The sequence below is a fragment of the Pseudanabaena sp. FACHB-2040 genome (assembly GCF_014696715.1).
GTDB lineage: Bacteria > Cyanobacteriota > Cyanobacteriia > Phormidesmidales > Phormidesmidaceae > JACVSF01.
In genome coordinates this window covers 360,158-381,717 of the sequence record NZ_JACJQO010000001.1, presented here as the reverse complement: position 1 = coordinate 381,717, position 21,560 = coordinate 360,158, and the positions used below count along the sequence as shown (strand labels likewise).

Annotated in this window: 16 protein-coding genes; 11 read left to right on the top strand and 5 right to left on the bottom strand. The window is 53.5% G+C overall.

What is annotated here, in order from left to right:
* Window positions 1–434 precede the first annotated feature (434 nt).
* Window positions 435–2,420, top strand: a complete 1,986-nt coding sequence (dnaG, locus tag H6G13_RS01680) for a DNA primase (protein ID WP_190481418.1) — start codon at window positions 435–437, stop codon at window positions 2,418–2,420.
* Window positions 2,421–2,510: 90 nt separating this feature from the next.
* Entirely contained in the window at window positions 2,511–3,029 is a 519-nt protein-coding gene (locus H6G13_RS01675) for a YraN family protein (RefSeq protein ID WP_190481417.1), read from the top strand.
* A gap of 364 nt (window positions 3,030–3,393) precedes the next feature.
* Here the strand turns inward: H6G13_RS01675 and H6G13_RS01670 are convergent, their stop codons facing one another.
* On the bottom strand, window positions 3,394–3,873 hold the full coding sequence (locus H6G13_RS01670) for a DUF4383 domain-containing protein (protein ID WP_190481416.1): 480 nt from the start codon (window positions 3,871–3,873) through the stop codon (window positions 3,394–3,396).
* 724 nt (window positions 3,874–4,597) lie between these two features.
* Between H6G13_RS01670 and H6G13_RS01665 the strand changes: the two genes are divergently transcribed.
* Both H6G13_RS01665 and gntK read left to right on the top strand, forming a co-directional pair.
* Window positions 4,598–5,986: a gluconate:H+ symporter gene (locus H6G13_RS01665; RefSeq protein ID WP_190481415.1), complete on the top strand. Its 1,389-nt coding sequence runs from the start codon at window positions 4,598–4,600 to the stop codon at window positions 5,984–5,986.
* Between the two features lie 130 nt (window positions 5,987–6,116).
* Window positions 6,117–7,658 carry a gluconokinase gene (gene gntK / locus H6G13_RS01660; protein WP_190481414.1) on the top strand — a complete coding sequence of 514 codons (1,542 nt, stop codon included), beginning with the start codon at window positions 6,117–6,119 and terminating at the stop codon, window positions 7,656–7,658.
* Between the two features lie 101 nt (window positions 7,659–7,759).
* Here the strand turns inward: gntK and H6G13_RS01655 are convergent, their stop codons facing one another.
* Both H6G13_RS01655 and H6G13_RS01650 read right to left on the bottom strand, forming a co-directional pair.
* On the bottom strand, window positions 7,760–8,788 hold the full coding sequence (locus H6G13_RS01655; protein ID WP_190481413.1) for an aldo/keto reductase: 1,029 nt from the start codon (window positions 8,786–8,788) through the stop codon (window positions 7,760–7,762).
* 60 nt (window positions 8,789–8,848) lie between these two features.
* Complete coding sequence (locus tag H6G13_RS01650) at window positions 8,849–9,433, bottom strand: PadR family transcriptional regulator (RefSeq protein ID WP_190481412.1); 585 nt, start codon at window positions 9,431–9,433, stop codon at window positions 8,849–8,851.
* A gap of 143 nt (window positions 9,434–9,576) precedes the next feature.
* Between H6G13_RS01650 and H6G13_RS01645 the strand changes: the two genes are divergently transcribed.
* The 7 genes from H6G13_RS01645 (at window position 9,577) to H6G13_RS01615 (ending at window position 16,227) form a co-directional block, all read left to right on the top strand.
* The gene (locus tag H6G13_RS01645; protein ID WP_190481411.1) at window positions 9,577–10,470 is read left to right on the top strand and encodes a pirin family protein; all 894 of its coding nucleotides are present in this window, start codon (window positions 9,577–9,579) and stop codon (window positions 10,468–10,470) included.
* On the top strand, window positions 10,463–10,876 hold the full coding sequence (locus tag H6G13_RS01640; protein ID WP_190481410.1) for a hypothetical protein: 414 nt from the start codon (window positions 10,463–10,465) through the stop codon (window positions 10,874–10,876). The genes H6G13_RS01645 and H6G13_RS01640 overlap by 8 nt, the downstream gene beginning before the upstream one ends.
* Before the next feature lie 121 nt (window positions 10,877–10,997).
* A complete protein-coding gene (locus H6G13_RS01635) occupies window positions 10,998–12,326 on the top strand; it encodes an AAA family ATPase (RefSeq protein ID WP_190481409.1) in 1,329 nt (442 codons plus the stop codon).
* Window positions 12,327–12,328: 2 nt separating this feature from the next.
* Window positions 12,329–14,527: a tetratricopeptide repeat protein gene (locus H6G13_RS01630; RefSeq protein ID WP_190481408.1), complete on the top strand. Its 2,199-nt coding sequence runs from the start codon at window positions 12,329–12,331 to the stop codon at window positions 14,525–14,527.
* A 14-nt stretch (window positions 14,528–14,541) separates the two neighbouring features.
* Window positions 14,542–14,820: a hypothetical protein gene (locus tag H6G13_RS01625; protein ID WP_190481407.1), complete on the top strand. Its 279-nt coding sequence runs from the start codon at window positions 14,542–14,544 to the stop codon at window positions 14,818–14,820.
* Window positions 14,821–14,822: 2 nt separating this feature from the next.
* Window positions 14,823–15,272, top strand: coding sequence for an HNH endonuclease signature motif containing protein (locus tag H6G13_RS01620; protein WP_190481406.1), 450 nt, complete (start codon window positions 14,823–14,825; stop codon window positions 15,270–15,272).
* A 721-nt stretch (window positions 15,273–15,993) separates the two neighbouring features.
* Window positions 15,994–16,227 carry a hypothetical protein gene (locus H6G13_RS01615; protein WP_190481405.1) on the top strand — a complete coding sequence of 78 codons (234 nt, stop codon included), beginning with the start codon at window positions 15,994–15,996 and terminating at the stop codon, window positions 16,225–16,227.
* A 274-nt stretch (window positions 16,228–16,501) separates the two neighbouring features.
* Here the strand turns inward: H6G13_RS01615 and uvrA are convergent, their stop codons facing one another.
* Together uvrA and H6G13_RS01605 are read right to left on the bottom strand one after the other, a co-directional pair.
* On the bottom strand, window positions 16,502–19,597 hold the full coding sequence (gene uvrA / locus H6G13_RS01610; protein WP_190481404.1) for an excinuclease ABC subunit UvrA: 3,096 nt from the start codon (window positions 19,595–19,597) through the stop codon (window positions 16,502–16,504).
* 266 nt (window positions 19,598–19,863) lie between these two features.
* Window positions 19,864–21,525 carry a D-Ala-D-Ala carboxypeptidase family metallohydrolase gene (locus H6G13_RS01605; protein ID WP_190481403.1) on the bottom strand — a complete coding sequence of 554 codons (1,662 nt, stop codon included), beginning with the start codon at window positions 21,523–21,525 and terminating at the stop codon, window positions 19,864–19,866.
* Window positions 21,526–21,560 lie beyond the last annotated feature (35 nt).

Here is a 21,560-nt window from a genome sequence, read left to right as displayed (position 1 = left end):
TGGAATTCCTGGGATGGGGTTAAATTTGCTTACTGTTTAGCTTATTTTGTTTGGCGCTAAGCAACGCACGGCAAAAAGGTAGATATAAAAATGGTACGTTTGTATTTAGAGCACTGCTGTTTCGAGAGCAACTGTTTTCGCACAGGCCATTACACTTCAGGAAAGTCGATCTGTCTGTCGATCTGTTTGTTGCTATCCTTTCTGCCACGGCAGACTCTGCAACAGCCTTCCACCCCTAGTGAGGCAACTCGGTCAGAGAGGGAGGTTCTAAAATCTAGAGAAACCGACCGCCTAACTATCTATAGCGTTTTTGCTCTGATTTAACTCCTGTTAAACGCTAGATAACTTTCAATCTTCCTATAGAGTGAGTACAGCTAGAGTGGGCTAACTCATCCGGCTATCCCTTTCTAACTAACTTTCCCGGCTAAAGGTTCATGGATGCTCCCCGTCTACACCCCGATACTATTGAGGCCGTTCGCGAGCGCGCCGATATTGTAGACGTGGTTTCGGAGCAGGTAGTTTTAAAAAAGCAGGGCAAAGATTTTGTCGGGCTGTGCCCTTTCCACGAAGACAAGTCGCCTAGCTTCAGCGTCAGCCCTGGCAAGCAGTTCTACTACTGCTTTTCCTGTGGAGCGGGGGGCAACACGTTTAAGTTTTTGATGGAGCTAAACAAGCGCTCCTTTACCGATGTGGTGCTAGATCTGGCCCGCCGCTACCAGGTGCCAGTCAAGACTCTAGAACCGGCTAAACGCCAGGAACTGCAGCGGCAGCTCACCCTGCGGGAGCAGCTGTTTGAGGTTTTGGCAGTGACGGCCAAGTTCTATGAACATGCGCTGCATCAGTCGGATGGGGCTGAGGCGTTGACCTATCTAAAAGCGCAGCGGGGCCTAACTGAGGAGGCTATACAGCAGTTTCAGCTGGGGTTTGCGCCGGGGGGTTGGCAGACGCTCTACGGCTACCTGGTCGATCAGAAGCGCTACCCAGTGGATCTGATCGAAAAAGCAGGGCTGATTGTGCCCCGGCAGGGCGGCACAGGCTATTACGATCGCTTTCGGGATCGGCTGATGATCCCAATTCGCGATGCCCAAAGCCGGGTGATTGGTTTTGGCGGTCGCTCTCTGGGCGATGAAAAGCCCAAGTACCTGAATTCGCCCGATACTGAGCTATTTGACAAGGGCAAAATGCTCTATGGGCTGGATATGGCTAAGGCTGCGATCGCAAAAGACGACCGCGCCATTGTCGTCGAGGGCTACTTTGACGTCATCGCTCTCCATGCCGCAGGCTTTGCCAATGCTGTTGCCGCTCTCGGCACCGCCCTCAATGCTGCCCAGGTACGTCTGCTGCTGCGCTACACCGAGTCCAAGCAAATCCTGCTCAACTTCGATGCCGACGCTGCTGGCGTCAAAGCAGCAGAGCGGGCCATCGGCGAAGTAGCCACCATGGCCCTGCGGGGAGACGTGCAGCTGCGGGTGCTCAACATTCCCGAGGGCAAAGACCCCGACGAGTTTCTCCAAACCCACGTCGCTGAAGAGTACCGGGCCTTGCTCGATGCGGCCCCCCTGTGGATCGACTGGCAAATCCAGCAAGTGCTCAAAGATCGCGACCTGCGGCAGGCCGACCAGTTCCAGCAGACCACCCAAGACATCGTCACCGTACTGAGCGAAATCGCCAACGCCGATACTCGCACTCACTACATTCGCCACTGCGCCGAAATCTTCAGCCACGGCGACAGCCGCCTAGTGCCTCTCTTGGCCGAGAACCTGGTGGCTCAGGTCAGGCGGCAGCGGCGAGCCGCAACCGGCGACCCTAAGCGCAAAGTCGATCTGCCCGCCCCACCCTGGAAAACCAGCGCCCTAGAGCAGGCTGAAGCCGTTCTGCTACGCCTTTTTCTACATGCCCCCGACTACCGCCAGGCCGTTGCTGCCGCCCTAGAAGATCGAGACTTGCAGTTCAGCTATTCCCATCACCGTGCCCTCTGGCGGCTGATGCAGCAGCTCCTCGTTGCTCCCCAGCCCGTTCCAGCGTTGCCGGGAGAGGCCGATGTCGAGCCAGCGCCAGTCGATCTAGTGGTGCTTCTACGTAACCACATGGCCGAGATCGATGGCCCCGTGAGCCAGCTGCAGCACCTGCTCTACCTCGATGAAAAGGAAAAGCGAGACATTCTACGGGCACCGCTGATCATTCGAGCAGCCACCGCCTGCATGGAGAAAAACATTTGCGAAAAGCGCTACCGCCACTTCCTTAACCTCTGGGCTGATACCGACTGCACCGAATCGGCTGACCAGCACACCTACTACCAAAAGCAAATCTACGCCGAAAAACGCCGGATTGAAGAATTAGAAAAAGAGCGCCAAGTCACCTTTGAAGATCTGATTCAAATACCCTGGGTTGGTGAGTTTTACGACTCAATCGATAGCTGACGAGCCAGCACTAGCCCCCAATTGGCATTTGACAGTTACTTCTGCCGCAGCCCTGTCTACCCTAAGGCCACGGTACTCAAGGAAACGCAGATGGCCTCTTCCCAACCTACTAAAGCTGAACTGGGAACGTTAGGCGAAACGCTAGTAGCAGACTGGCTCCAGGCGCAGGGCTGGCAGATTTTGGAGCGTCAGTGGCACTGCCGCTGGGGAGAGCTAGACCTGATTGGGACAAAGGCCCCCCTGGAGAAACTGCAGACACCCGCAACCGGAGCAACTTGGCCAAAGGCCGCTATTCGGCAAGCGCCACGTTCTCCCTCGCCTCTCCTAACCTTTGTAGAAGTCAAAACTCGCAGCCAGGGCAACTGGGATGCCAATGGATTAATGGCCATCACCGCCCAAAAACAGGCCAAGCTGTGGCAGTCAGCCCGCCTCTACCTGGCTCAGCACCCTCATCTGGCCGAGGCGATCTGCCGGTTTGACGTGGCCCTAGTCGTTCGTTGCTCCAGCAAAGTCCGAGCTTCTAGACCGGGGTTAATGGTAAAGCCCTATGGCAACCGCCAATTTCTAGTCCTGCAAGACTATATTGAAAACGCCTTTGACCTGTCTTGATAAAGAATTAGGGTACTAATTCTGTAACGGCTTGAAGCGTTTAGACTGTAGGTTAGATTGAGCCCTAGCGAAACCCAACAATCCTTGTCAAGGGCAGGCTTCACTTCCTTCAACCCGACCTTATACCAACTCTCTAAATAGCCGCTACTCTCCCCCCCATCCACTCTCCCCCCTATCTGCAGCACTTTTTTCTGGAATTGCTATTAGCAATACACTAAATTCTCCCAAAGAAAAACCCTGCTCTTGTAAGAGCAGGGCACCCATCGTGTTTTGAGTAGACAAAACAGGCTAGGGCATTATTTAGAGGATTTGCGCACGATCCAATGGGAACTCCCAGTGGTAAATACTAATTTCAAACAGTCAACTAGCTGGACTGAGAAGCTTCTTGCTGCTGCTTAGCCTTTGCTTCTGTCACCAACTGGTCGCGCAAGTTAGGTGTTGCAATAAAGCCAAAGTAGATGGCTAGCAGAGTCGTAGCTGCGTGCAGCCAAACATCATTGCCGTAGATAGGGATCAGGCCAAAAGTGGTGTTGGCCACAGGAATCAGACCCATGATGGTCAGTAGGCCATAAAAAACAGCCAGTAGGCCAGAGAAGTAGCGAGCGCTATCTAGAGCAATGGAGGTTGCAATACCTACTGCACCTACAAGAATGTGGACCATATTGTGAGCGGTATTGATGGGGAACAGGCCCAACAGATAGCCAAACCCTCCATGAGACCCTACTGCTTCAACGTAACCAGGCATAACGTCTGGCTGAGAAACTAGGCCAGGGACGAATCCCATAACACCTATTCCTAGATATATAACGCCTACGATGAGAGCAAATAACTGTGCTGGCTTCATTGAGAAAACTCCTTATTGAATACAATTAACTAACAACAGGTGGGATATTCGTTTCTATAGATTAGTGATTTGGGTCCGGCTGCTCTTCTACTGAAGGAGTAAGATTTTTGTTTTTTTGCAGCACCTTTAGGCAGATTGATTCAGCCTATTTTTCGCGGTAGGGCTTTGGCTAGGATCGACCTAGAGCCTTACGAGTAAAGGAAAGCAAGCCTCAAATCGATACAGTTTACTCAAGCGCAAGAGTGACGAATGCGTCTTGGTAAGCTAAAGAAGATTTGTCAACTTATTCAAAAGCGTCTTTAAAGCTCCCTATAGGATAAAATCTCTCCTTTTGGCCGAACTCTTTCTAAAGAGAGATCCGTAGGCGAAAACTTTCGAAACAAAATAGCTTACGTTTTGTAGCAGAAATAATGATTCCGCCCAAAGGGAGATGTGAGGGTTAGAGACGTTCAAAGAAGCTAGAGCCACTGCAACTTAATTAGTCGCTTTTGAGCATTGCTTCCCCATCTTAATTAGGGTGATCTATAAAGGTCTATCTAGACTTCTCAACTTGAGATGAGCCAGGAAGTTTTCAGCACTCTTTTGAGAACGGACTTAATCTGATTGAGTCTATTTCCTGTGACAGTTTCACGAGGATCTGAAGCTTCTTGGCTATCGTCACTTCAATATAAACATTCCCTGGAATGTGGATGGGGCAGTGTAGAAGCGATTTAGAGGATCTGCCATGTCTACGTTTTCGCTGATTTTTATTGCCGTTCTGGGTGTTGCGCTACTGCTATTTCTGGTGATCGTCGCTCGACTCCAGGCTTTTATCGCGCTGCTGATTAGCAGTTTGTTTGTAGCCGTCATTGGGGGCATTCCGCCCGGCGACATTGCCAATGTGATTCGCGAAGGCATGGGCAATACCTTGGGTTACATTGCCATCATCATCGGCCTAGGAGCCATGTTTGGTGAACTGCTGCAAGCCTCAGGCGGTGCAGAAACGATTTCCAATACACTGGTCAAACGGTTTGGGGATGAGCGGGCACCTTGGGCCTTAGGGTTTACGGGCCTGATTATTGCAATTCCCGTATTCTTTGATGTAGCGCTGATTCTGCTGATTCCGCTGATTTATAGCTTGGCTCGCCGCAGTGGGCGATCGCTCTTGTTCTACGGCATTCCCCTCACTGCAGGGATTGCCGTAGCCCACAGCTTTATTCCCCCTACGCCGGGTCCAGTAGCAGTGGCTGGTTTGCTGGGTGCAGATCTGGGCTGGGTGATTCTATTTGGCTTGATTGCAGGCGTTCCAGCCATGATTGTGGGCGGCATTTTCTTTGGCCGCTACATTGCTGACAAGATTCATCTAGAGGTGCCCTTAGGAGCTACTAACGCCTCTTCCGAAGCCGTTCAGCAAGAAGAAGCGGCTGAAATTGCAGAAAGCAGAGTTCACACCGCCAAAGAACCCCTTTCCTTTGGCTTAGTGCTGGCAATTATCGCAGTGCCGCTGGTGTTGATTCTGTTTAATACGGTTTCTGCAGTGCTGTTGCCAGAAGATAACCCGCTGTTAGGCTGGATTGCCTTTATCGGGCACCCCTTTGTTGCGCTGACTATCGCCGCCCTGATGTCTTTCTACTTTCTGGGTATTCGGCAGGGATTTACTCAGCGGGAGGTGCTGCAGTTTGCTACCAAGTCTCTAGAACCCGTGGGCCTGATTATTTTGGTGACGGGAGCCGGTGGTGTTTTTGGCCGGGTGCTGGTGGAAACGGGCATTGGCGAAGCGCTGGCTGATCTGATGGCAGCCTCAAACTTACCGATCATCGTGCTGGCTTTTCTAATTGCCACTATGGTCAGAGTCAGCCAAGGCTCAGCGACTGTTTCTATGGTGACTGCCGCCGGACTCATCGCCCCGGCGGTTGAGCTTGGCAACTACTCACCGCCCCTAGTCGGCGCAATTACAATTTCCATCGCCAGTGGAGCCACTGTCCTCTCCCACGTTAACGACTCTGGCTTCTGGCTAGTCGGTCGCTTCTTCGACATGACCGAAGCCCAGACCCTACGCTCCTGGACCGTCTTAGAGACAATTTTGGGCGTTGTCGGCTTTTTGGTCGTGCTGGTAGCGAGCTTCTTTTTATAAGGAAGCAAAGGGGCAGAGGAGCGGATGAGCAAGAGGTTTCTGAGGATTTTCTGCTGATTCTTTTTCCTCTCCTGTCCCCCTAGATTCTTACTTCCCCATCTCCCTTGGCCCCTCACTCATCCACCCAATCATGGCTGATTCAAACCTAATTCTCGGTGTCGATATTGGCACTACCAGTACTAAAGCAATTCTCTTCACGCCTGAGGGCGATGTTGTGGCGCAGCATGCGGTTGGTTATCCGCTGCTCTCGCCTGAGCCTGCGATTCAAGAGCAAGATCCGGAGGAGATTTTGGAGGCTGTTGTTGGCAGCATTCGCATGGCCGTCGAGAAAAGCCAGATTGCCCCCTCTGAGCTGGTCGGCATCTGCTTTAGTGCGGCAATGCACAGCCTGATCGCGGTGGATGAGCAGGGCAAACCCCTGACGCAGAGCATTACTTGGGCTGACCGTCGTAGCGTGGACTGGGCGCAAAAGATGCGCCAGCACCCCCACGGCAGGGATATTTACCACCGTACGGGCACGCCGATTCATCCCATGTCGCCCTTTATTAAGCTGCTGTGGTTGCGCCATGAGCAGCCGGAGCTGTTTGAGCGATCGGCCAAATTTATCTCGATTAAGGAGTATGTGCTGCACCGCTGGTTTGGTGAGTACGTGGTCGATCACTCGATTGCCAACGCCACTGGACTGTTTAACATGCGGGCGTTAGATTGGGATGCCGAAGCGATTGGTTTGGCAGGTATTTTGCCATCGCGGCTGCCGCGCCTGGTGCCCACGACTCACGTCATGCGTGGCATGAAGACTGAGTATGCTGAGGCGATGGGCATTCGAGCCGATTTGCCGGTGGTAGTGGGGGCTAGTGATGGGGTGCTGGCAAATCTAGGGGTGGGTGCGATCGCACCTGGTGTCGTCGCCGTTACTATCGGAACCAGCGGCGCACTGCGGGCCGTGATTGACCGCCCTGCCACTGACCCGCTAGAGCGGCTCTTTTGCTATGCCCTGACTGAAAACCACTGGTGCATCGGCGGCCCAGTCAACAGTGGCGGCATTATTTTGCGCTGGGTGCGCGATAACCTGGGTGACCGCGAGCTGATGCAGGCTCAGGAGACAGGTCAGGGCGTCTATGAGCTTTTGACAAGGCTGGCCGAAACGGTGCCGCCCGGAGCGGAGGGGCTAATCTTTCACCCCTACTTGGCTGGGGAGCGATCGCCCCTGTGGGATGCCGATGCTCGGGGCAGTTTCTTTGGCCTCAGTCTGCACCACACGCGTGCCCACATGGTGCGAGCAGTCATGGAAGGGGTGCTCTATAACCTGCATGTGGTGATGCGATCGCTTCAAGATGCCGTGGGTACTGCCAAGAGCATTCGGGCTTCGGGGGGATTTGTGCGATCGCATCTCTGGCGGCAAATGCTCTCAGATATTTTTGATGCTGAAGTCATTATCCCCGACAGCTACGAAAGCTCCTGCCTAGGCGCAGCCTTTTTAGGGCTGTATGCTCTCGGTCACCTCTCCTCCCTAGAAGATGCTGCCGACCGCTTCGACCAAACCTACCGACACCAGCCCATCGCCGAAAATGTAGCTCAGTACTGCAAAGTCATGCCCGTCTTCACCCGCTTGCTAGAGCAGTTTCGAGGCAGCTATGCGCAGCTAGCCCAGCTGCAAAAGGACTTGGGTTAAGCGTTGCTGTTTTTGCTTACACCTTGCCCAATCCTCGTAGGTTGGCGTCAATCGCAGCGCGACCCAACACCCCTCGAAACAACCCCAAACCAGACAGCCCCCTACGTCCAGTTGCGGAAGAAGCTATTCTCCTGCCACACCGCAGCGGTGCGCTGTTCCATGTCAGTCATGGCCTCGGTGGACAGCGGCTCAAACTGTCGCGCCACCGTCACATTTTCCTCTAGCTGCTCTAGGGTATCGGCAGCAATGACGCAGGTATGCACACCCGTTTGAGACAGCGCATAGTCCATGGCCTCGCCCATACCCTTGAGCACACCCGGCTTAAACAGGCGACCATAGGCTGGTACCTTCATAGCAATGACGCCAACATTTTGCTGTTGGGCCACAGGCAAAACGGTGTTGATGAAGGATTTACGCGTGTGCTTGTCGGCAGCGTTGATCGGCACTAGGGCCGTGTCGAAGGGGTATTGCTGAATGGCTTTGACAATAATGTCGGGGTTGTGGTGCCCAGTCACGCCGATATGCCGAATCAGCCCCTGCTCCTTGGCTTCCTCAGCCGCTTTGATTGCGCCCCTTTGCGTGTCTAGAAGAGACTCTACATCCCAGTCGTAGGTGAGGGCATGAAACTGCCAGAGATCAATGCGGCTAGTCTGCAGCCGCTGAAGAGACTGCTCTAGTTCGCGCCAGGCTTCGTCGCGGCTGCGCTGGCTGGTCTTAGTGGCGATAAATACTTCAGAGCGATGGATGGGCAGCACTTTGCCCAAGAATGTTTCACTGGGGCCGTAGTTAGAGGCCGTATCAAAATAGCGAATCCCTAGTTCCAGGGCGCGGTGGATGATATCTATGGCCTGCGCTTCCTCCTGCGGGCGCGACAGAGGAGAAGCAGATCCACCTAGACCGAGCAGAGGCAAAGAAACGCTAGTGCGGCCCAGAGTTCGCATGGGCATTTCGGCGATTGTCGCAGCAGCAGGCGGCGACACCGGGGTCGGGATTTGTGCGACAGGGACAGCTTCAGATGAAGCCGTTGGGGAAGTTGGGGAAGTATTCCGGCAAGCAGCAGTGCCAATGATGCCGCTCGCAACCGTTAGACCAGTGAGCAGAAAGTTGCGTCGGGTGTTGCGATGGGTCACAGTCAGCCTCCAAAATTTGCAAAAGAGGCAAAGAGACAGCAGTTTAACAATGCTCACATCCTAACTAGGAATTGAGGAGTTGCCTGGGTTGGCGATGGTGTCAATCGTGTTTTGCAGCCAGTTCAGATTAGTTTGCTCCCTTTGAATCATTAGCTCCAGTACCCGTTGACGCAGCTTTTGCTCGCGGCTGGCTACCGAGTCATCGCTGGGCAGAGCGGGATCGGTGTCTGAGGAAAAATTGTTTTGCAGCGCCTCACACTCAGCCAGCTTTTCGCGCCGTGCTGCCAGTTCTTGCTCTAGCAGATGCAGAATGGCGGCATTTGGCAGTTGGGCTGCAAAGTGCAGCTGCGCCAGCAGAGGCTCTCGCACAATCGGGGGGGGCTGATGGGTTTGCAGCCAGCGGGTTAGTTCTGCAACACCTGTCTCCGTGATGCAGTAGATCTTGCGATTGGGACGGTCTTGCTGAATTTCGACGGTGCAGGTAATCCAGTCCTGCTTTTCTAGCTTGTCGAGGGTGCGGTAGATCTGGGCCTGGTCGGCTGGCCACAGGTGGGCAACGCACTGATTGAAGCACTCCGTTTTGAGGTCGTAGCCAGTCCTCTCCTGCTGCTGAAGTAGGCCGAGGATAACGTGGGCAAGGGACATAGGCGGTTTACCGAACGAATGGGCGAACAAGCCCTACTCCTAAGGCTTATATACTCCCATGCTACTATATGACTAATCATATATAGGACAAACAGAACAACTAAGTTTGTCCGATTCAAAAGCAATTCTGAGGAGGTACCTGTATGACCGTGCAAACTCAAACGCTACGAACTATTGCCGGAATCGTGAACAGTGTAGAGACGCTAGAAGGGGCAGGGTTTCGGGTGCGCCGCCCGTTCCCCAAGAGCAGCTTCTCAGAATTTGACCCTTTTCTCTTGCTAGATGAACTTGGGCCGATGGACTTAGGGCCAGGTCAGGCGAAGGGTGCACCCGATCATCCCCACCGTGGGTTTGAAACTGTGAGCTACATATTAGACGGACGCCTAGAGCACAAGGACTCTGAGGGCCATGCCGGGCTGCTAAATCCGGGCGATGTGCAGTGGATGACGGCAGGGGCAGGGGTGGTGCATTCTGAAATGCCAGAGGCCGAATTTACCCGCACGGGAGGACGGCTGCACGGTATTCAGCTATGGGTGAACTTGCCCCGACACGACAAGATGATTGCCCCTCGCTATCAGGACATCCCAGCGGCGAAAATTCCGGTGGCGCAAACGGCAGATGGCGGGGTGACGGTGCGGGTGATTGCTGGGGAATCTCTTGGGGCGAAAGCGGTGATCGAGACGCGCACGCCGATTATCTATCTGCACCTGACGCTGCAGCCGGGGGCCTCATTAGTTCAGCCGGTGCCGCCGGAGTACAACGCTTTTGCCTATTTGCTGGATGGATCGGGCCTGTTTGGGGCGGAGCAGGAACGGGGTGAGGATGGGCAGATGGTGATCTTTGCTCAGGATGGGGGGGAGGTTGCCATAGCCAACCCTGCCGATGCTGCCCAGCCCCTCGATCTATTGCTGATCGCAGGTGTGCCGCTAAATGAGCCGGTGGTGCGCTATGGCCCCTTCGTGATGAATACCGAAGCCGAAATTATTCAGGCAATTGAAGACTATCGCAATGGAAAGATGGGACAAATCCATGCTTAACATCCTACAACAGCGCATTAATCAACATCAGCTGCTCAGCGAGCTGCGTCTGAAGCTGCTGCGCCTGCATCAACTGTTGCTAAACACTGAGCGCTTGACCTATGAAAAGGTGCGCGGACAGGTTTCTAAAGGCGAACTGCTGCAGCTGGCAATTCACCACGATCAGTTTGCGTGGCTGCACCCGCTCTCGGAGCAGATTGTGCAGGTTGACGATCTGCTGCAGGCCGATGAGCCAGGGACGGAAGATGCTGCGGCAATCCTCGCATCTATTCGCGCTCTGCTTCGCCCGGATGAGTTGGGTGATACCTTCGCTATGAAGTACGATGCCGCCTTGCAGCAAAACCCAGATGTGGTCTTTGCTCATGCAGATGTCGCCACGCTGTTAGCGGCAGGAGCAAATAGCTAGTTCTGAGCAAGCCCAGGTTGTAACCAACCTGGGCTTGCTGTTTCTGTCGCCTTTGAGGAAAACAGCGCAACTCAAATCGGCCAATTCGCTACTATTAGAGGCACAATCTCCGATTTGCCCTATGAGTGATGTTTTGACCGACATTTACAATGCGGTTGATCCCTTCAAGCCTTTGGAGCCGGGCGATCCGGCCTATGTAGATTGTGAGGCTGAGCGGGGCGAGGCTAATGTGCTGATGGATCTGGGGCCGGAGATCCTACGCTCTAACCGCTACACCTGCCAGCTTTACACAGGGCACCGGGGTGCAGGCAAATCGACGGAGCTGCTACGGCTCAAAAAAGACCTGGAGGAAAAGGGCTGCCTGGTAGTGTACTTTCCGGCGGTGGGAGACGATGGCGACATCGACCCGCAGGATGTGCAATATACCGATATTTTGCTGGCCTGTACGCGGCACTTGTTAGAAGAACTCAAAAATGCTGACCCAAAACCGCTAATTAGCTGGTTTCGAGAGCGGGGGCAGGCGCTTCATGACATCGGTCAAACCCGAATTGAGCTAGATTCGTTGGATGTGAAGGTGCTGGCCAGCCAATTTGCTGAGATCACCACCGCAATTCGGGCGGTGCCCAGCGAGCGCAGCAAGATTCGAGATTTGGTGAACCCACACACGGTCACGCTGGTCAATGCCCTGAACCAATTTATTGAAGATGGCAGACGTAATCTGCCCTCCGATAAGAAACACATTGTTGTCATCGCTGACAACTTAGATCGGATTGTGCCGATTCACAATGACAATGGCCGCAGCAACCACGATGAGATATTTCTAGACCGCTTTGAGCAGCTTAAGGGGCTAGACTGTCACCTGATTTACACCATCCCGATTTCGATGGTGTATTCCAATCGGGCTAATGACCTGAAGGAGATCTACGGCAACCCCAACCTGCTGCCGATGATCATGATTCAAACGCCGGATGGAGCGATACACCCGCCGGGGGTGGCAAAAATTCAGGAGGTGCTGATTCGCCGCATTGCGCCTTACATTCCTGAGGTCAGCCTGGAGCGCGACGTTTTTGAGGGGCCAGACGTGGCAGAGCAGGTTTGCCTTGCTAGCGGCGGCCATGTGCGGGAGCTGCTGCTGTTGATTAAGGAGGCGCTGAACCGCACCAATGCGCTGCCTATTCCTACCCGCGCGGTGCGTCGTGCCATTGCTGAAACTCAAGATACCTACCGTCGCACGGTGGAGAAAGACCAGTGGGCTGCACTGGCTCAAGTGGCAAAGACTCGCACCATTGAAAATGAAGAAGCTTACCGCGACCTGCTCTTTCGCCGCTGCATTATGGAGTATCGCTACTTTGATGAGAACGACGATCTCAAGTGTTGGTACGACGTGCATCCGCTGATCAAAGATATCCCTGAGTTTAAGGCTGCCCAAGCTGCTCTAACTGCTTCGTAACCATGACTAACCTGCTCGACTGGGACGAAGATGACCTCAAAGCAGATCCTGAAGAGGAATATCAGGCGCTGCTGAATGGTCTGCGGCGTACTCAAGGGTTTGGCCTGTTTTTTGTGCAGTGCACGCCCTTTGGTAGCGACAAAATTATCCAGCGAATTTGCAAAGACTTAACCACTAAAAAGACAGAAGTTCTTAAGTTTGAGAAGCCGATAGAAGACGGCAACGTTTTCAAGCAAATTAAGTGCTTTCTAGACCAACATACTTCTACCGAAGTGCTGTTTATTCAAGGACTAGAATATTCGCTCTACGACTACGAGGAAACCAAAAAACAGCTTGGTTGGAGCAGCGAGAAGATCTATACCTATAGCTGGCATGGTGTTCCCCCTATCTTGATAAATCTAAACCAGCAGCGCGAACACTTTCGAGATAGTTTTGGTACTTGCTTGGTCTTTTTGCTGCCTGTTTTTGCAATTAGATACTTGGTGCAGCGTGCTCCAGATTTCTTTGATTGGCGCTCTGGTATTTTTCAGTACGTAGAAGATTCGGAGCAGCTGTCCCAAAAATCACGGGAGATATGGCTACAGGGAGCTTATGAGAAGTATCTTAGTTGGTCTCAAACTGAGCGAAGCCAAAGAATTTTCGAGATTCAATCGCTTTTAGATGCAGGCTATTCTGACAGTGTTGATGAGGTCAACCTCTATTTTGAGCAAGGCAATCTTTTTACAGCCTCTCAAGACCATGAAGCTGCAATTGCATCTTATGACAGAGCCCTTGAAATTAAGCCTGATCTTCATACAGCCTGGAGCAACCGAGGCATTGCATTAAGTGAACTAAACCGTTATGGGGACGCGATCTCATCGTATGGTGAAGCCCTCAAAATCAGACCTGATGATTATGCAGTTTGGAACAGTCGGGGCAATGCGCTAGTCGGTCTGGAACTCTATGAAGATGCAATTGAATCATTTAACAGAGCTCTCGAAATTAGGCCCAATGGTTATGAGGTCTGGAATAATCGAGGATTTGCGCTAGTCAATCTGGGGCGCTATGATGACGCGATTTTATCGTACGACAAAGCCCTCGAAATTAGGCCCAATGATTGTATAGTTTGGAATAATCGAGGATTTGCGCTAGTCAATCTGGGGCGCTATGATGATGCGGTTAAATCGTTTGACAAAGCCCTTAAAATTAATCCCAACTTCCACGAAGCCTGGAATAACTGGGGCAATACACTAATCAACCTGGGACGTCATGAAGATGCAATTAAATCATTTGACAAAGCTCTCAAAGTTAATTCTAACTTCCACGAAGCCTGGAACAATCGGGGTAATGCGCTAGTAAACCTGGGACGTCATGAAGATGCAATCAAATCATTTGACAAAGCCCTTAAAGCAAGTTTTGGTGATTATGCAGTTTGGATCAATCGGGGTAACGCATTGATGGGCCTGGGCCGCTATGAAGATGCAGTTAAATCGTTTGATAAAGCCCTTGAAATTAATCCAGGCTTCCATACAGCGTGGAATCATCGTGGTATTGCACTAACCTATGTAGGTCGCTATGAAGATGCAGTTGAATCGTTTGACAAAGCGCTCGAAATTAATCCAGGCTTTCACCCAGCCTGGGGGCATTGGGGTTTTGCACTTAACTGTTTAGGGCGTCATGAAGATGCAGTTAAATCGTTTGACAAAGCTCTTAAAACTAATTCCGATGACTACGAAGCTTGGAGCAATCGGGGTAATGCCTTGATTGATCTGGGCCGCTATGAAGATGCAATCGCATCGTATGAAAAAGCGCTCGAAATCAAACCCGACTTCTACCAAGCTTGGGATTATCAGGGCGTTGCGCTCAACTATTTATATTGCCATAAAAATGCAATCGCATCATATGAAAAAGCGCTCGAAATCAAACCCGACTTTCACCAAGCTTGGGACCATCGGGGCATTGCGCTAGGCTACTTGGGCCGCTACGAAGATGCGATCGCATCGTATGAAAAAGCGCTCGAAATCAAACCCGATGACCCTAGCCCCCTGTATAACAAAGCCTGTTGCTACGGGCTACAGGGAGATCCTAAAAACGCTATTTATTTTTTACAGCAAGCTGTCTCTCTAGATTCTAAATACCGAGAAATGGCAAAGACCGACTCAGATTTCGATACCATTCGTAGTGATAGGCAATTTGCCACTCTTATTAGTCAAAGCTCTTAATTAAATTCTCTGTCATGGCTATTCCATCCTTGCCAACACTTAACAATCTTCCCGGTTCTCTTCCTATTGAGGGTGCTGTCAGCATTGCTTTGGAAGAGGGTATTCCTATTTTTCGAGCTTCTAAAACCATTCAAGATCGAATCCAGGAGCTTTTAGATAAGCACCAAGAGGCTGCTTTGGACGAAGCTGAAGAAGCCGAGTTAGATCGGTATGAGGAAATTGATGATTATCTTAGCTTCGTGAATCGTACCGTTAGGAACCTCATTTTAGAGAGTTCTAAACAGGATTCGTAAATATGGCTCGAAAGAAGATTCCTGCTGAAATGCAACGGCAGGTGCGTCGAAGAGCTAAATTCCTTTGTGAGTATTGCCACGCTTCCGAACAATGGCAATATGTTCAGTTCACTATCGACCATATCATCCCCCTAACGGCAGGAGGTTCTGACGATCTAGAAAATCTTGCCTTGGCTTGTTTTCACTGCAACCGGCGCAAGTCAAATCGTCAAGCGGTAACTGATTTTCAAACAGGCGTTGAAGTTGCCCTGTTTAATCCTCGATTGCAGCGATGGCATGATCACTTTGCCTGGTCATCTGATCTCTTAGAGGTCGTTGGGCTAACTCCTACAGGCAGAGCAACTGTTACAGCTTTAGCGCTAAATCGCGATCGCATCCTCGCCATCCGAGCAACGGATTTGGCTATTGGCCGACATCCCCCACCTGACGATCAGGTTGAGTCTTTGCAGTAGGTGACTGAATAGGTTTCATTGCAGCGGCAATAGGGCGTTGTGAGGACTCGCAAGGGCGTTGTGACGACCCGCAAGAACGTTGTGACAGCTCAATAGCTTATGTTAAAGCCTCAACACGTTATGTAGAGCACTCAACATAACGTGTAGACCGCTCAATAGAGCCTATCGTCAATGCACAACGTTCTGAACATAGAGCAACACCTTATTTGCACAGCGCACTTTGCAATGTACTCAATGCACAACGTCATAAGCTTTGATGCACATCAATAGACAGCACTGCAACATAGCCTATCGACCCCCCTCAAGCCCTTGCTGCGTCCGCGTTTCAGCATCTGCTCAAGACATTCATCTCAAGCAGTGGAGCCACAAGGCTTCATTCCCAGGCAGAACCTAGAAACGAGGGTCAACAAAGGAAAAAACTTGCCCGACTACGGTTGACTCTGGTTAATAGGAAGTGTATTCTCTATCCCTAAGCTGTTGCATTAACCCGTAGCAGCCGTTCGCAGAACTCACGAACTTAGCGCCACCTGAAGGTGTGACAGCACCCACAGGCGGCTAACCACCGCGACTGTCGACGCAGTCGGGGGCTTTGGTGATGATACCCTAGCCACCTCGAATTGCACTACAGCGGGGCGTGCTGAGGGACTGGGTTCTGCTTCCTTCCCCATCTCCCTTTATTCAGGAGTGGGGCATTCACCCTATTTAAGGAAGCAGACCAACCATGTTTCAACCATCCGATTCGGGCGCACCGGCGTCCCCCCTTTCGGCTGACCCATCAACCGACTACGAAGAGTTGCGCCATCTACTCTATGGCTCCCTCTCCGCCATCAGCAGCACCATCAACTTCCTGCACAAACGTGGCTACGCCGAACCCAACGACTGGTGCGAACCCATTCCCACCGGCCGCCGCAACGAATGGATGTCCATTCTCACCAAGCGCATCCCGCTTGAATAGAGCGATCACGGCCTAGAGGCCCTTCCGTTTAGAGGCTGTTTGAAAAGACCTTTTTGGTACCTCGGCAGCGATTCCCCCTAATCCCCCCATAGCCCTTACCGGCATGCGCCAAAGGCGTAGGAAAAGGAGGCCTTTCCCCTCCTTTCCAAGGGGGGCAGGGGGGATCCAAATAACCTTTGCTACCTCTCAAGCAGCCTGTTAAACAATCCTGCTAGATCATCCAAAGAGTAGAGACGCAATTAACCGCGTCTCTACTCCCCAACGCCCTAGACACTTAACCCACCTCGACAGGTTTTGGAATTGGAATAGGCGGGTGCTGCTCCAGCACTCGCGCCAGATACGTGCCCGTATAAGACCGAGGATTTTTCGCCACCTCTTCGGGAGTACCCTCGGCGATAATCTCGCCGCCCCGGTTACCGCCCTCAGGCCCCAGATCAACAATCCAGTCAGAACAGCGGATCACATCCAGGTTGTGCTCGATCATCAGCACCGAGTTGCCCCGGTCTACCAGCCGCTGCACCACGTCCAGCAGCTTGTGAACATCATAGAAAGACAGACCTGTTGTAGGTTCGTCAATCAAATAGAGGGTTTTGCCAGTAGAGCGGCGGGCCAGTTCCGAGGCCAGCTTCATCCGCTGGGCTTCACCTCCAGACAGGGTCGGCGCGGTTTGGCCCAGCCGAATGTAGCCCAGACCCACGTCCACCATCGTCTGCAGACGGCTGGCCGCTTGGGGAATGTTTTGGAAAAAGTCGGCGGCTTCTTCTGCCGTCATATTGAGCACGTCGGCAATGCTCTTGCCCTTGTACTTCACCTGCAGCGTTTCCCGGTTGTAGCGGGCTCCTTTGCAGACCTCGCACTGCACATAGACATCGGGCAGAAAGTTCATCTCAATTACGTTCACCCCCTGACCACTGCAGGCTTCGCAGCGACCGCCCTTAACGTTGAAGGAAAACTGCCCAGCTTTGTAGCCTCGGGCCTTGGCCTCAATCGTCTCGGTAAACAGATTGCGAATCACATCAAAAACGCCGGTATAGGTAGCCGGGTTAGAGCGGGGGGTGCGGCCAATGGGCGACTGGTCAATGACGATCACCTTGTCTAGCGCCTTCAGTCCGGCCAGCTCGTCCATTTCTCTAGGGAAGGGCACTTTAACGCCAAAGTGGTGCTGTAGAGCGGGGTAGATCAGCTCATTGACTAGCGTAGATTTGCCAGATCCAGAAACGCCTGTCACGCAGGTCAGCGTGCCCAGGGGAATTTCTACGTCCAGGTTCTTGAGGTTGTTGCGGCGGGCGTTTTTGGCTTTGAGGCTGCGGCCATTACCCGGTCGCCGCTCTGCCGGAGTGGGAATCACTTGGCGCTGGGAGAGATAGGCTCCGGTCAGAGAGTCTGGGGCTTCCATTACCGCCTCTAAACCGCCAGCCGCCACAATTCGCCCGCCATGCACGCCAGCTCCAGGGCCAATGTCTACCAGATAGTCGGCAGCTCGAATGGTGTCTTCGTCGTGCTCCACCACAATTAGGGTGTTGCCCAAGTCGCGCAGGCGATGCAGGGTGTTGAGCAGGCGATCATTGTCGCGCTGGTGTAGGCCGATGCTAGGTTCGTCTAGTACGTAGAGCACGCCAGTGAGGCCCGATCCAATTTGGGTGGCTAATCGAATGCGCTGGGCTTCGCCGCCTGAGAGGGTCATGGCAGTGCGGTGCAGGGTGAGGTAGTCTAGCCCCACATCCAGCATGAACTCTAGGCGGGCGCGGATTTCTCTGAGCACCAGATCACCAATCTGCATCTGCCGAGACGAGAGCAGAGGAGAATCGCCGCTTTCTCCCACCAAACCTTCAATCCGGCTGAGGCAGTCGCGAATAGAAACCTCTGTGAGGTCTTGAATGTTGTGAGGGCCAATTTTGACCGACAGCGATTCGGGTTTGAGCCGCGCGCCTTTGCACACTTCGCAGGGCTGGTCGATTAGGTACTTTTCTAGCTTCTGCTTGTGGAGGTCGGAGGTAGACTCGCGGTACTGCCGCTCTAGAATGGGCAGTGCGCCCTCGTACTGGCGGTGATAGCCCTTGGCTTCGCGGTAGCGAGAATCGCTCTCGATATAGATCTTTTCGGTGGAGCCGTGGAGCACAATGTGCTGCTGCTCCGGCGTGAGCTGATCCCAGCGAGTCTGAATCTCAAAGCCAAAGGCTTGCCCCACGCTGTAGAGCAGCGAGAAGTAGTAGGTATTGTCTTTTTCAGACCAAGGTGCGATCGCAGCATAAACCGGCAGCGTCGGGTCAGGCACCACCAGATCAGCTGAAAAGGTCCGCAGGTTGCCCAAACCGTGGCAGTGGGGGCAGGCTCCATAGGGCGAGTTAAAAGAAAAGAGTCGGGGAGAAAGTTCTTCCATCACCGCCCCGTGCTGCGGGCAGGCGAAGTTTTCCGAAAAGACCAGTTCCTTGGGGCTACCGTAGCTGCCCTCGGCCTCAGCCGCCATCGGCAGCCGGTCAGAGAGCGCATTAGGATTCAGCGGCACCACCTTACTTCCCTGCTCTCCTGATCCCTTGCCCTCCTGCTCCCCTGCCTCACTGAGGATATCGATTACAGCAATCCCCTCAGACCGCTTCAGGCAGGTCGCCAGAGAATCGGCTAGCCGCTCCTGCAAGTCCTCTTTTTTCACTAGCCGGTCTACGACCACTTCAATGGTGTGGGCGTAGTTCTTGTCTAGCTCAATATTGTCAGTCAGCTCCCGAATCTCGCCATTTACCCGCACTCGCACAAAGCCTTCCGCCCCTAGGCTAGAAAGCAGCTTTTTGTGAGTACCCTTCTTGCCGCGTACCACCGGAGCTAGGATCTGAAAACGGGTGCGGTCGGGCAGCGACATCACCCGGTCGATCATCTGGTCGATGGTTTGGGGCGAAATGGAGCGATCGCACACCGGACAGTGCGGCTCCCCGGCTCGACCAAATAGCAGTCGCAGGTAGTCGTAGATCTCCGTTACCGTGCCCACCGTAGAGCGGGGGTTGTGGGAGGTCGATTTTTGGTCAATAGAAATGGCCGGGCTAAGGCCCTCAATGGCATCTACGTCAGGCTTATCGACCTGACCCAAAAATTGTCGGGCGTAGGCACTGAGCGACTCCACATAGCGCCGTTGGCCCTCAGCAAAGATGGTGTCAAAGGCCAGCGAAGACTTGCCCGATCCTGAAACCCCTGTAAATACAATCAGCTGATTGCGGGGAATCTCTAGGTCAATGTCCTTGAGGTTGTGCTGTCGCGCCCCCCGAATCCGAATAACGGCCTCATCTACGGCTGCCTGGCGGGGGTGATGGCCATTTTTCTCAGCAACCTTGCCATTGCGAGAGCCAGCAGATTTCTTCACAGAAGCGTCCGATTTGGGCATGGGGCAACGGCAAAAAGGGGCGCACAACAATCCTTAATATAGTAGCTTGCTACTCAATTCGGGTGTTTGGCCAGCAATATAACTCAGTACAAACGTTCTGACTATCCGGTAGGGATCAGGCCGTGTCTTGCATCTCTAGCCACAGTCCCGGAAACACAACTTTGAAAACACTCGCTGATGATTTCCGGCAAGTTGATTTTGGGAAAGAAGCGGCTATTAGTTGCGAAGTAGGCCCCCTTGCCCCAACCAAGCCTGCCCCTTTGCGCCTAATTCAACCACCGCGCCCGGTATCCCCGCGCATCAAGATGACACAGGTAGGGAAACTGTCTATAGCGCCCTAAACCACCAGTCCACCAAGGATCGAGGGAGCGGTAAACCTGGGTACCCGATAGCCCATCGACATAGAAGTCAATGGCATCACCCACAATGTGGCGGCTCTGGGAGGCTCCTCCCACACTGCGGTTGATGGCAGGCGGGCGATACCAGCTAGTGATGCGGAAGGGGCGGCCAATGCGATCGCGTGCCCGCTGAGCCAAAGTTGCGATTCTAACAATGGCGTTGACGGTGGCTTGGTCGGGAGGCATGCGGGAGCCGCCCTGGGTAGCCTCAGCCCAGGTAAAGTTGCCATTGGGCAAAATTGCTGCCGCTAGCTGAATGTTGCTGGGCGTCCAGCGAGCTGGGCGGGCCGGAGCCGGGGGTGGGGTGGGGGCAGGCATTGCGTCGGGAGAGGTGCGCTCAGCTCGCGACATTCGCCTTAGGTCTTCAAAGAGAGACTGTAGGGTGGCAGTGCGGTTGTCTAATCGTCGCCAGAGCTGCACCAGGCGAATTAGAGCCTCTCGCTGCACCTCGGTTTCAGCATAGATCCTGGGAACGCGGGCAATGAAGTCTAACAAAGCCCGATCCACCTGCTGAGCTGCGCTTCTTAGGGCTTCCGGGTTATTGGCATTATTCAACAGAGCATCGGGGTCAACACCCAAAGCGCGAATGGCCGTTGTCCGTGAATCTAGCCTGTTCCAAAGGCGATAGGCTTCAGTTACTGCAAAGCGCTGGTCGCCCAGCCCCCGGTAGAAGGTCGGCAGACGCTGCACAAACGCAATCAGCGCCGGATCGACAATCTGCACATTGGTTTCGGTGGCAAAGGGATCGTTGGTCTCTAGCCACTGAATCGCCTCTTCCCGCGCATCTAGCTGTCGCCAGAGCTGCACCAGGCGGATCAGGGCCTCCCGCTGGTAGGGGTAGCCGCTGTAGTAGCGAGACGCCTGCTGAACAAATTCCACCAGCCGTCGGTCTAGGTCTGCCTCATCTACAACCTCGCCTGTAACGGCTACCCCAAGGGCCGCAGTCACTTCCTCCTGGGTGTTGAGCCTGCGCCAGATCCGGGCTGTCTCTAGCAGGGCTTGGCGCTGAAAGTCAAGGCGGACATAGTTGGGGGGAATGCGCTCAGCAAAGGCCAGCAAATTGCGGTCTAGACCCGCTAAGCTTTGGGGCAGCTGATAGGCTTCGTAATCGGCGGCGATGTCGGCCTGGTAGGCGGCCAGCAGCGCCTGGGCGTTGGAGGGTTCTAGTCTGGCAGCGGCGGTATTGGCCGGGGGTGGGGTGTAGCCTTCGGCAATGCGGTTGATGAAGCGATCGCTATAGCGCCCCTGGGCTGCATTCCACAGATCCGCTCCCTGCCAGCCCTCAGCAATCAGCACATCGGTTAGGCTACGGATCGTATTGGCCGCATACTGGACCTGAGTGGGAAAGCTGTTGACCTGTTCCAGCGCGATGCGGTTAGCAGGGGCAATGCCTAGCCCAGTTTCGCCCTCTGGAAACAGGGGCTGTTTTTGGACAGCGTGTAAGGCTGCCAGGATAGGTTTGTGAATCCCGGTGCGGGCGGCCTCGACGAGGTAGTAGTAGTTGCGCTGGTCGGGGGACAGTGGAGCCATAGCCTTATTTAGTTTGTTCCTCTAGATAAAGCACA